Origin of the sequence: Arthrobacter sp. UNCCL28 (assembly GCF_900102805.1) — a bacterium.
GTDB classification, from domain to species: domain Bacteria; phylum Actinomycetota; class Actinomycetes; order Actinomycetales; family Micrococcaceae; genus Arthrobacter; species Arthrobacter nicotinovorans_A.
On the sequence record NZ_FMWE01000001.1, the window covers coordinates 509,948 to 522,717 of the forward strand.

General features: G+C 62.8%; 8 protein-coding genes. All 8 read left to right on the top strand.

Features of this window, described 5'->3' with window-relative positions; all coding sequences use genetic code 11:
• The first annotated feature begins 53 nt into the window (after positions 1 to 53).
• Positions 54 to 1,937, top strand: a complete 1,884-nt coding sequence (gene glmS, locus BLQ01_RS02320) for a glutamine--fructose-6-phosphate transaminase (isomerizing) (protein ID WP_026539843.1) — start codon at positions 54 to 56, stop codon at positions 1,935 to 1,937.
• A 4-nt stretch (positions 1,938 to 1,941) separates the two neighbouring features.
• Entirely contained in the window at positions 1,942 to 2,289 is a 348-nt protein-coding gene (locus tag BLQ01_RS02325) for a holo-ACP synthase (protein WP_011775548.1), read from the top strand.
• 17 nt (positions 2,290 to 2,306) lie between these two features.
• Complete coding sequence (locus BLQ01_RS02330; RefSeq protein WP_175493323.1) at positions 2,307 to 3,884, top strand: NAD(P)H-hydrate dehydratase; 1,578 nt, start codon at positions 2,307 to 2,309, stop codon at positions 3,882 to 3,884.
• A gap of 68 nt (positions 3,885 to 3,952) precedes the next feature.
• Entirely contained in the window at positions 3,953 to 6,235 is a 2,283-nt protein-coding gene (glgX, locus tag BLQ01_RS02335; protein ID WP_091549955.1) for a glycogen debranching protein GlgX, read from the top strand.
• Entirely contained in the window at positions 6,232 to 8,544 is a 2,313-nt protein-coding gene (treY, locus tag BLQ01_RS02340; protein ID WP_091549957.1) for a malto-oligosyltrehalose synthase, read from the top strand. The genes glgX and treY overlap by 4 nt, the downstream gene beginning before the upstream one ends.
• 54 nt (positions 8,545 to 8,598) lie before the next feature.
• Positions 8,599 to 10,368, top strand: coding sequence for a malto-oligosyltrehalose trehalohydrolase (gene treZ, locus BLQ01_RS02345; protein ID WP_091549959.1), 1,770 nt, complete (start codon positions 8,599 to 8,601; stop codon positions 10,366 to 10,368).
• An 80-nt stretch (positions 10,369 to 10,448) separates the two neighbouring features.
• Positions 10,449 to 11,486 (top strand): L-glyceraldehyde 3-phosphate reductase, encoded by a 1,038-nt coding sequence (gene mgrA, locus BLQ01_RS02350; protein WP_091549961.1) that lies wholly within the window; start codon positions 10,449 to 10,451, stop codon positions 11,484 to 11,486.
• 170 nt (positions 11,487 to 11,656) lie between these two features.
• Positions 11,657 to 12,742 (top strand): inositol-3-phosphate synthase, encoded by a 1,086-nt coding sequence (locus tag BLQ01_RS02355; protein WP_091549963.1) that lies wholly within the window; start codon positions 11,657 to 11,659, stop codon positions 12,740 to 12,742.
• Positions 12,743 to 12,770: the final 28 nt, after the last annotated feature.

Consider the following 12,770-nt stretch of genomic DNA (forward strand, 5'->3'; position numbering starts at 1 on the left):
AGAGCTGGGATGTCCCACGTCAGTTGTTTGCACTAGACGTTAGGCTAGTACCCATGTGTGGAATCGTAGGCTATGTTGGCAATTCGTCTCGCAAGGCAGCTGGTCACAGCGCCCTTGACGTCGTCGTGGAAGGGCTGCGTCGTCTTGAGTACCGCGGCTATGACTCCGCTGGCGTCGCAGTGGTGGCTGACGGGAAAATCTCATCCCGTAAAAAGTCCGGCAAGCTGAGCAACCTGATCGGTGAACTGGAAGCAAATCCAGTTCCTGAATCCCTGACCGGCATCGGCCATACCCGTTGGGCTACCCACGGTGGCCCGACCGACCGCAACGCGCACCCGCACCTTTCCGATGGCGGCCGCCTTGCACTTATTCACAACGGCATCATTGAGAACTTCGCTGAACTCAAGCAGGAGCTCCTGGCCAAGGGCGTTACCTTCGAGTCCGAAACCGACACCGAAGTTGCCGCCGCGCTTGTTGGCGACATCTTCCGCACCCAGCTCAATGGCGACGGCGGAAACCTCACCGAAGCGATGCGCCTGGCCTGCCAGCGCCTTGAAGGCGCCTTCACCCTTCTTGCAGTCCACGCAGACCAGCCCGACGTCGTCGTAGCTGCCCGCCGCAACTCCCCGCTGGTGGTTGGCCTGGGCGAAGGCGAGAACTTCCTCGGCTCGGACGTCTCCGGCTTTATCGACTACACCCGCCGCGCCGTGGAACTGGGCCAGGACCAGATCGTCACCATCACCGCGGACTCCGTGGAAATCACCGACTTCTTCGGCGCTCCTGCCGAAGGCAAGGAATACCACGTCGACTGGGACCCGGCATCTGCCGAAAAGGGTGGCTTCAACTCCTTCATGGAGAAGGAAATCCACGATCAGCCCGATGCCGTTGCACAGACCCTCCTGGGCCGCTCGGACCTTGATGGCAAGCTGACGCTGGACGAGGTCCGCATCGACCCCGAACTCCTCAAGCAGGTTGACAAGATCATCGTGCTGGCTTGCGGCACCGCGGCTTATGCCGGCCTGGTGGCCAAGTACGCGATTGAGAACTGGTGCCGGATCCCCACGGAGGTTGAGCTCGCCCACGAGTTCCGCTACCGCGATCCGATTGTGGACTCCAACACCCTGGTGGTTTCCATCAGCCAGTCCGGTGAGACCATGGACACCCTGATGGCCGTCCGCTACGCCCGTGAACAGGGCGCCAAGACGATCTCCATCTGCAACACCAACGGTTCCACCATCCCGCGCGAATCCGACGCCGTGCTCTACACGCACGCCGGCCCGGAAATCGCGGTTGCCTCCACCAAGGCATTCCTGGCGCAGATCACGGCCGCTTACCTCCTGGGCCTGTACCTTGCCCAGCTGCGCGGCAACATCTTCTCGGGCCAGATCAAGGACGTCCTGGCGGACCTCAACAAGATCCCCGCCAAGATCCAGCACATCCTGGACAACGCAGGGCCCCTGCGCGAGCTCGCGCGCAGCATGAAGGACGAAAAGTCCGTGCTGTTCCTTGGCCGTCACGTGGGCTACCCGGTTGCCCTGGAAGGCGCCTTGAAGCTCAAGGAAATCGCCTACATCCACGCTGAAGGCTTCGCTGCCGGCGAGCTCAAGCACGGTCCGATCGCCCTGATCGACGATGGCCAGCCGGTCTTCGTCGTTGTTCCGTCCCCGCGTGGCCGCGACTCCCTGCACTCAAAGGTCGTCAGCAACATCCAGGAAGTCCGTGCACGTGGTGCGCGCACCCTGGTCATTGCCGAAGAAGGCGACGAGTCGGTCAAGGATTACGCAGAGCAGGTCTTCTACGTACCGGAGACGCCCACCCTGTTGATGCCGCTGCTCACCACTGTTCCGCTGCAGATCTTTGCCGCTGAATTGGCCGGCGCCAAGGGCTACGACGTAGACCAGCCGCGCAACCTCGCCAAGAGCGTGACCGTAGAATAACGCCATGATTGTTGGCATTGGCGTAGACGTCGTAGACATCGAGCGGTTCGGCAGGCAGCTGGAGCGGACGCCCGGGCTCCGGGATCGGCTGTTTGTTCCTGCCGAACGGGAATTGAACACCCGTTCCCTGGCTGCCCGTTTTGCGGCCAAGGAAGCCGTGGCCAAGGTTCTGGGTGCCCCCGCGGGCATGAACTGGCAGGACTGCTGGATTGGCCTCGATGAGAACGGCCCCACGGTCCAGGTCAAGGGCACGGTGCTGGCAGTGGCTGAGGCCAAGGGCGTCAAGCGCTGGCACTTGTCCATGAGCCATGACGGTGGCATCGCCACGGCCACTGTGCTCGCCGAGGGCTAAGCGGACTCTCAAGAACAATGATCAGCGCCTTCACCGGACAACAGATCAGGGATGCGGAACAACCGTACCTGGACGCCGGTGGGGGCGCTGTTCTCATGGAACGGGCAGCCTATGGGCTGGCCCAGGCCGTAGCACGCGAGGTCAGGACACGGCGCCGGCTGGCCGGTGCCAGCGTCACCGTCCTGGCAGGCAAGGGCAACAATGGCGGCGATGGCCTCTTTGCGGCAGCGCTGCTGGCACGCCGGGGAATGCGCACGACGGCGGTCCTCGCCGCTGCCGAAGTCCATCCCGAGGCGTTGGCAGCCTTCAAGGCAGCCGGTGGTCGGACGCTCTACCTCGAGCCGGGGAACGCTGAGGAACTCGCAGTCGTATGCGCAGGAAATGACGTCATCATTGATGCCCTGCTTGGCACGGGTGCCCGTGGAGGCCTGCGCGGCCCCTCCGCGGAGCTGATTGCCTCCCTTCAGGAACTGCGTCCCGGCTTGGTAGTGGCCTGCGATCTCCCCAGCGGGCTGGATGCCACCACAGGCGAAGTCCACTGGCCTGTACTGGATGCGGACGTTACGGTGACGTTTGGCGGCGTCAAAGCAGGCCTCATGACCGACCCGGGGGAAGGCTGTTCGGGCCGGGTCCAGGTGGTGGACATCGGCATTGAAGAGTTGCTCGAATCCACCCGGCCGGAGCTCCGCCGCCTCACTTCTGCAGAAATTTCCGCAGTGCTGCCCCGTCCCGGACGCCGGGCACACAAATACACGCGGGGTGTCCTGGGCGTTGTGGCGGGCTCGGTGCGGTTTGCCGGTGCCGCTGTCCTGGGCGTCCATGCGGCGGCCCTCGCGGGCGCCGGGATGGTGCGGTACGCCGGCCCCCAAGCGGTAGCGCAGTTGGTGCTGGCCAAAAACCCGGAAGCTCTGTGGGAACCGGAAAAACCCGGCCGGGTCCAAGCATGGTTGCTGGGCTCCGGCGTCGACGGGGAAGAACAGCTGGAACGGGCCAGGTCCGCTGCTGCGACTGCCTTGGCCGCGGATCTACCCGTGGTAGTGGATGCAGGTGCTTTAAGCCTCCTGCCGGACCACTGCCCGGCCCACTGGATCCTGACGCCACACGCTGGAGAACTGGCCGCTCTCCTCGAGTCGCTGCCCTCAACCGGTGAGGTGGCCGTGACGCGGGAGGTCGTGGAATCGCGTCCGCTGCACTGGGTACGTCAGGCCGCACAACAAACCGGCGCCACGGTGCTCCTGAAGGGAGCCACCACACTGGTGGCGTCGCCGTCGGGCGTTGTTTTCAGCCAGTCCGAAGGCACGGCCTGGATGGCGACCGCAGGCAGTGGCGATGTCCTGGCCGGTATCCTGGGCGCTTTGCTCGCCCAAAGCGCGGAATCCATCAAGGACGACGACGGCGCATATGCCGGCCTGGGCCTGGACGTTGAGGACCGCTGGGCTGCATTGGCTGCCGTTGCTGCGAGCCTTCACGGGCGGGCTGGATCGCAGGCTTCGGAAGAATTCAACGGAGGGCCCCTTACAGCTTCCGCGATCATGTCGGCGATACCGCGTGTGATTGGTTCGCTCAGCGCGGAATACGACCGAACAAGACCCTAAGGTTACTGTCGTTGTCGGGGTCATGAGTAGGCTTGCAACAGTTGTTCGCATCATCAAGAGGAGAACGCATGGAAGTCTGGCCTGGATCGGCTTATCCGCTGGGTGCCACCTTTGACGGCACCGGCACCAACTTCGCGCTGTTTAGCGAGAAGGCCGAAAAAGTGGAATTGTGCCTCTTCGACGACGACGGCGGGGAAGTCCGCGTAGAAGTTACCGAGGTTGATGGTTACGTATGGCACTGTTATCTGCCGCAGGTCCAACCCGGACAAAAGTACGGCTACAGGGTGCACGGTCCTTACGACCCCGACGCCGGCCAAAGGTTCAATCCCAATAAGCTGTTGCTGGATCCTTACGCAAAGGCCATCCACCGGCAGATCGACTGGGATCCATCCTTGTTCTCCTACAACATGGATGACCCGGACTCCCGCAATGACGAGGACTCGGCACCGCACATGATGCTGGGTGTCGTCATCAACCCGTTCTTCGATTGGGACGGCGACAAGCTGCTGCGGATTCCGTATCACAAGTCCGTGATCTACGAGGCCCACGTCAAAGGCCTTACCCAGATGCATCCCGAGGTGCCGGAGGAGCAGCGCGGCACGTATGCCGGCGTCGCGCACCCGGCGGTTATTTCCCACCTGCAGAAGCTGGGAATCACGGCGATCGAGCTCATGCCGGTGCACCAATTCGTCAATGACGGCATCCTGCAGGACAAGGGCCTGAACAACTACTGGGGCTACAACACCATTGGGTTCTTTGCCCCCCACAACAGCTACAGCTCCAAAGGTGACACTGGCCAGCAGGTCCAGGACTTCAAAGCCATGGTGCGGGCACTGCACACCGCCGGAATCGAAGTCATCCTCGATGTGGTCTACAACCACACAGCCGAAGGCAACCACCTTGGACCGACCCTCTCGTTCAAGGGAATCGACAACTCCGCGTACTACCGGCTGGTGGAAGACGACCAGAAGTACTACATGGACTACACCGGCACCGGCAACTCACTCAATGTCCGCAGCCCGCACTCCCTGCAGTTGCTGATGGACTCCCTGCGGTACTGGGTCACCGAGATGCACGTGGACGGATTCCGTTTCGACCTCGCATCCACGCTTGCCCGCGAATTCTACGATGTGGACAAACTCTCCACATTCTTCGAACTCATCCAGCAGGACCCCGTGGTTTCCCAGGTGAAGCTCATCGCCGAACCATGGGACGTTGGTCCCGGCGGCTACCAGGTGGGCAACTTCCCGCCGCAATGGACCGAATGGAACGGCCAGTACCGCGACACCGTGCGTGACTTCTGGCGCGGCGAACCCTCAACCCTGGGCGAATTCGCGTCCCGGCTCACCGGCTCCGCGGACCTTTACGAGCACTCGGGCCGCCGCCCGGTGGCATCGATCAACTTCGTCACCGCCCACGACGGTTTTACCCTTGCGGACCTCGTCTCCTACAACGAGAAACACAACGAGGCCAACGGCGAAGGCAACAACGACGGCGAATCGCACAACCGCTCGTGGAACTGCGGAGCCGAAGGTCCCACGGATGATCCCACTGTCCTTGGCTTGAGGGCGCGCCAGCAGCGCAACTTCATCGCCTCGCTGTTCCTGTCTCAGGGCGTCCCCATGCTCCTGCACGGCGATGAACTCGGCAGGACCCAGAACGGCAACAACAACGGGTACTGCCAGGATTCGGAACTGACCTGGATCAACTGGGACAACGTGGACCAGCCCCTGATCGAGTTCACGGCCGCCGTCAGTGCCCTCCGGGCCAAACATCCGAGCCTGCGTCGCAGCCGCTTCTTCGACGGCAGGCCGGTCCTGCGAGGCGAAGGCGAGCGACTGCCCGACATCGTATGGCTTGACGCGGACGCCAGCACCATGAGCCCGTCGGACTGGGATGAAGCCTTGGGTCGGTCCGTTGGCGTATTCCTCAACGGTGATGGCATCCACGGCCAGGATACGCAGGGCCGGCGCATCACGGACGTGAACTTCCTGCTCTACTTCAACGCCGACCAGGAAGAAGTCGGTTTCCGGATTCCTTCGGATGAGTACGCCCCCGCCTGGGACGTCATGATCGACACCGCCGGAGAAGGTGCTGAAGCGGGAGTGGTCAAGCCCGACCAGATCCTGATGGTCGGCGGGAAGTCCTTGGTGGTCCTGCGGGCCCACAGCACTCCGGAAATTGAACCCGACCACTCCGTGGCGGCCTCCCTTGCTGCCCTGACGCAGACCAGCACACCGGAAAACGCGTCCATCACGGCTCCTGCCGTGACATCGCTTCCTTTCGACTACAAGGACTCCGCACCCCAGGGGACCAATGACGAAGGTGACGGGAAGAAGGCGGATTCATGAAGACACCCGTCTCAACCTACAGGCTCCAAATCCGCGCTGGTTTCACTCTCCAGGACGCAGCGGATCTCACCGGATACCTGCGTTCGCTTGGCATCGACTGGGTTTACGTCTCCCCGATCCTGACCGCGGAAGAGGGCTCGGACCACGGCTATGACGTGACCGATCCTTCAACCGTCGATCCTTCCCGTGGAGGCCCTGAGGGGCTTTCCGCGCTGTCCAAGGCAGCGAAGGAAAAGGGCCTTGGCGTCCTGGCCGACATCGTGCCCAACCACATGGGTGTTGCTTCACCGAAGCAAAATGCCTGGTGGTGGCAGTTGCTGAAGGAAGGCCGCGGTTCAAAGTACGCGGAGGCCTTCGACGTCGACTGGGACTTCGGCGGAGGCAAGATCCGCATCCCTGTAATGGGAAGCGATGACGACCTTGACGGGTTGTCGGTGGTGGACGGCGAACTGCGCTACTACGATCACAGCTTCCCCCTGGCCGAGGGGACCTATACCTCCGGGGACAACCCGCGGGAAGTCCATGCACGGCAGCACTATGAACTGGTGGGCTGGCGCCGGGCGGACGCTGAGTTGAACTACCGCCGGTTCTTCGCCGTCAACACCCTCGCCGGGTTGCGCGTCGAAATCCCCTGGGTCTTTGACGAGTCCCACGAGGAGATCGTTCGCTGGTTCCGTGAAGAACTGGTGGACGGGTTGCGGATCGACCACCCGGATGGGCTCGCCGACCCCGAGGGTTACCTCGCCCGGCTGCGGGAAGCAACCGGTGGGGCCTACTTGCTGGTCGAAAAGATCCTTGAACCCGGAGAAGAACTGCCGGACACCTTCGAGTGTGAAGGGACCACCGGCTACGACGCCCTTGCCGACGTCGACAGGCTCTTCGTGGATCCGGCCGCAGAGGAATACCTGAATTCCCTCGACGCCAGGTTGCGGGACGCGGAATCCCCGGCGAACTACGCTGCGATGATCCACGGGACCAAGCGCCGGATCGCCGACGGAATCCTGCGTTCGGAAATCCTCCGGTTGGCGCGATTGGTGCCACCGTCCATGGACTTGCCGGCGGAGAAAGTTGCCGATGCCATCGCCGAAGTCATCTGCTGCTTCCCCATCTACCGCACCTACCTTCCTTACGGCCAGGATGTCCTGGCCGAATCGATCCGTCGTGCCGGGGAAAGCCGTGCTGACCTCAAAGAGGTGCTGGAGCTCCTGACGCCACTGCTTATGGATTCCTCCGGTGCTTTGGCACAACGTTTCCAGCAGACCTCCGGAATGGTCATGGCCAAGGGGGTGGAAGATACCGCCTTCTTCCGTTACAGCCGGCTGGGGACCCTTACCGAAGTGGGAGCAGATCCGACGGAATTCGCTGTATCCACCGACGTGTTCCATAGGCGGATGGCCCGCAGGCAGCAGGCGTTGCCGCTCTCCATGACCACACTGAGCACCCATGACACCAAGCGGAGCGAGGACGCAAGGGCCCGTATCTCGGTCATCTCCGAGGCCGTCCCTGAATGGGAACTGTTCCTGGGCACCGTCCAGGAGTTGGCCCCCATCCCTGACGGTCCCTTGGCTGCCCTTGTATGGCAATCGATCGTCGGTGCCTGGCCTGCAGATCGCGGACGCCTGCAGTCCTACGCCCTGAAGGCTGCACGTGAGGCGGGGAATTCGACCAACTGGACCGACCCCAACCAGGAGTTCGAACGTCACCTGGCGGCCGCCGTCGACTCCGTCTTTGATTCGCCTGAAGTTGGAGCAGCCTTGGCCAACTTTGTCGCTGAGCTGGAACCCCATGGAACGTCCAACTCGTTGTCGGCCAAGCTGGTCCAGCTGACCATGCCCGGTGTGCCGGATGTCTACCAGGGCACCGAATTCAGGGACGGTTCCCTCACCGACCCGGACAACAGGCGCCCTGTCGACTTCCAGGCTCGTATAACCGCGCTGGCGGAGTTGGACAACGGGGCCTCACCGGCTTTCACGGATGAGGCGGCCAAGCTGTTGGTGGTGTCACGGGCACTGAGGTTGCGGCGCGACCGGCCTGAACTCTTCAGCGGATACACCCCGGTAGGAGTGCACGGGGCCGCAGCCGGCCACGTGGTGGCCTTCGATCGCGGCGCTGCCGGCCGCGGTGCCCTCACTGTGGCCACGCGCCTGCCCAAACGGCTTGCCCGGGAAGGTGGCTGGCGGGACACCGCAATTGAGGTATCCGGAAACGTCCGTGACGAACTCACCGGAGCCACGTACGGTGCCGGCAACATCTTGTTGGGGACGCTGCTGGAAAAGTATCCCGTGGCCTTGCTGGTCCCCACCGACTGACCCCACATCAAACCATCACTGCAACGCACGCTTGAACACGCATAAGGGAGCATGATGCTGGAGCACGCTGCTGGAAAAAACCGCTACGACGTCTGGGCGCCGAACGCTGATTCGGTCCGGCTTCTTGCCGACGGGCGCGAATACCAGATGGAACACCACGACGCCGCCGCCCCCGGTTGGTGGCGGGCGCCCGCTGAGGCGCCCGGCCAGGAAGGCGACGGCGTGCCCTATGGGTACATCGTGGACGGCGAGGGGCCATTCCCGGACCCGCGTTCGAGGCGGCAACCGGAAGGCGTTCACGGTTTGTCCGTCACCTTCGATCCCTCCGTCCACCAGTGGCAGGACTCCGGGTGGAAGGGCCGGCCGCTCAAGGGAGCTGTCATCTACGAGCTGCACCTGGGCACCTTCACCCCTGAAGGGACACTGGATGCTGCCGCCGCCAAACTGGACTACCTGGTGGACCTCGGTGTGGACTTCATTGAGTTGCTGCCGGTCAACGGCTTCAACGGCGTCCACAATTGGGGTTACGACGGCGTTCTTTGGTACGCCGTCCACGAGCCCTACGGCGGCCCGACAGCGTACCAGCGCTTTGTTGACGCCGCCCATGCTGCCGGCTTGGGCGTCATCCAGGACGTTGTCTACAACCACCTTGGGCCAAGTGGGAACTACCTGCCCAAATTCGGTCCCTACCTGAAGTCGGGGGAGGGAAACACTTGGGGTGACTCCGTTAACCTCGACGGGCCTGGCTCGGACGACGTCCGGCGCTACATTCTGGAGAACGCGGCCATGTGGCTGCGGGACTACCACGTGGACGGGCTCCGCCTTGATGCCGTACACGCTTTGCGTGACGAGCGCGCCGTGCACATCCTCGAGGAGTTCGGGGCACTGGGTGATGAGGTCGAAGCCGAAACCGGGGTTCCCCGGACAATGATCGCCGAATCGGACCTGAACAATCCGCGGCTCATCTACCCGCGCAAGGACAACGGTTACGGGCTCGAAGGCCAATGGAGCGATGATTTCCACCACGCAGTGCACGTCAACCTCAGTGGCGAAACCACTGGCTACTACGCGGACTTCGACTCACTGGCCGTGTTGGCGAAGGTCCTGGAACGTGGGTTCCTCCACGATGGCAGCTACTCCAGTTTCCGTGGGCGGCATCATGGCCGGCCTATCCGGCGGGACCTTGCCCACCCGTCGGCACTGGTAGTCTGCCTGCAGAACCACGACCAGATCGGCAACCGGGCAACCGGTGATCGGCTCACGGCGTCGTTGTCCTACGGGAAGCTGGCCATTGGGGCAGTGCTGACCATGACGTCCCCCTTCACGCCCATGTTGTTCATGGGCGAGGAGTTCGGTGCGTCCACACCGTGGCAGTTCTTCACCTCCCACCCGGAACCTGAGCTTGGAAAGGCCACAGCGGAAGGGCGGATCAAGGAGTTCGAACGCATGGGATGGGACCCTGCTGTGGTGCCCGACCCGCAGGACCCCGAGACGTTCCAGCGTTCCAAGCTCAAATGGGATGAAGCAGGCGAGGGAGACCACGCCCGCTTGCTGCAGCTGTACAGGGATTTAGCACAGCTGCGCCGGGACACTCCCGAGTTGGTGGACGGCGGCTTCGGTGAGACTTCGGTGGAGTTCGACGACGACGAACACTGGCTGCAGATGTCCCGCGGCGATGTTCGCGTCATCTGCAACTTCGGGGACAAGGCACTCGGGACGCCCCTGAGCGGCAGCATCCTGCTGGCTACTGACGGCGAAGCAGCCCTGGACGAGGGGACTCTGACGCTTCCCGGCGGAAGCGCCGCCGTCGTGCGCGTCCAGTAAGTCCTCCAAACTGAAGGTGACGGCGCCCACATAGCGGACGGCGCCGTCACCCCGGTTTGCGCAGTGGCAGGATGGTACGTATGACTTATTCGGCTGCGGAAAACCGCTACGAAACCATGCCCTATCGCCGTGTTGGACGCAGCGGACTCAAGCTCCCTGCCATTTCGCTGGGCCTCTGGCACAACTTCGGCGATGACAAGCGCTTTGACGAACAGCGTGCCATCCTGCGCCGGGCGTTCGATCTTGGTGTGAACCACTTCGACCTCGCCAACAACTATGGCCCGCCCGACGGGTCGGCGGAGACCAACTTCGGGCGCCACCTCAAGGATGACTTCAAGCCCTACCGCGATGAACTGGTCATCTCCACCAAAGCCGGCTACTACATGTGGCCCGGCCCGTACGGTGAGTGGGGATCCCGGAAATACCTGATCGCCAGCCTGGACCAGTCGTTGGAGCGAATGGGCCTGGACTACGTGGACATTTTTTACAGCCACCGCCCGGACCCGGAGACGCCCCTGGAAGAGACCATGGGCGCGTTGGATTACGCGGTCCGGTCCGGCAAGGCGCTGTATGCCGGAATCTCGTCCTACACACCCGAGCAGACCATCGAGGCTGCCCGGATACTGAAGGAACTCGGCACGCCACTGCTGATTCACCAGCCCAGCTACTCCATGCTGAACCGGTGGACAGAGAACGGATCCCCCAATCTCTACGAGGCCTTGGACCAGGTGGGGGCAGGCTCCATCGCGTTCTCGCCCCTGGCGCAGGGCATGCTGACCAACCGCTACCTCAACGGTGTTCCGGCCGACTCGCGGGCCGCGAAGGAACGATTCCTCTCCGAATCCCAACTGACCGAGGAAAAGCTGGACCGGGTCAGGGGCTTGAATGCCATTGCTGAGGGACGTGGGCAGACCCTCGCCCAGATGGCCATTGCCTGGATTCTGCGTGACCAGCCCAAAGGCTCCCCGGTGACCTCTGCGCTTGTTGGTGCATCCAGCGTCGCCCAGCTTGAAGACACTCTTAGCGCCATCAACAACCTGAAGTTCACCACGGACGAACTGACGGCGATTGACGAATTCGCTGTGGAGTCGGACATCAACCTTTGGGCCGGGAAGTAGCCTCCAAAGTACCGCCATAAAACTGCAGGGGCCGGCCGGGAACAAAGCCGGCCCCTGCTGTGTTGGTTACAATGCAAGAGTGCGCCGAATGGCGCCGTGCCAATCAGTCGTGCCCTGGACTCAGTCAGGGCTGCGCCTGGCATATGAGGTTTAGTCTCAAGAGGAGTTCCGTGTCTTCACATCCGATTCGTGTTGCCATTGTCGGCGTAGGTAACTGCGCTGCATCGTTGGTCCAAGGTGTTCAGTACTATCGCGACGCTGACCCCAAGGCCACGATCCCGGGTCTGATGCACGTCGAGTTCGGCCAGTACCACGTCAACGACGTCCAGTTCGTTGCTGCTTTCGACGTTGACAGCAAAAAGGTTGGACTGGACCTGGCCGACGCCATCGGCGCCGGCGAAAACAACACCATCAAGATTGCCGACGTTCCCGCCACCGGCGTAACGGTCCAGCGCGGCCACACGCTCGACGGCCTCGGCAAATACTACCGCGAGACCATCGTTGAGGCACCCGAGGAAGCCGTGGACATCGTCGCAGCGCTGCGCGAGGCCAAGGCCGACGTCATGGTCTGCTACCTGCCCGTTGGCTCGGACCAGGCTGCAAAGTTCTACGCCCAGTGCGCGATCGACGCCGGTGTGGCGTTCGTCAACGCCCTGCCCGTGTTCATCGCAGGAACCAAGGAATGGGCTGACAAGTTCACCGAGGCCGGCATCCCGATCGTGGGCGATGACATCAAGAGCCAGATCGGTGCCACCATCACGCACCGCGTCATGGCCAAGCTCTTCGAAGACCGCGGCGTGACGCTGGACCGCACCTACCAGCTCAACGTCGGCGGCAACATGGACTTCAAGAACATGCTGGAGCGCGACCGCCTGGAATCCAAGAAGATCTCCAAGACCCAGGCCGTGACCTCCAACGTTGAGGCCGAGCTGCACGCGGACGACGTCCACATTGGGCCGTCGGACTACGTGGCTTGGCTGGACGACCGCAAGTGGGCCTTCGTGCGCCTCGAGGGCCGCAACTTCGGCGACGCACCGGTGTCCCTTGAGTACAAGCTTGAGGTCTGGGATTCCCCGAACTCGGCAGGTGTCATCATCGACGCCATCCGTGCGGCCAAGATCGGCCTGGACCGCGGCATCGGCGGCCCACTGCTTTCCGCGTCCAGCTACTTCATGAAGTCGCCCCCGGAGCAGTTCAACGACGACCTCGCCCGCGATAAGGTCGAAGCCTTCATCCGCGGCGACATCGAGCGCTAAACACTCCCGTTTTACCAAACGCCCCCGT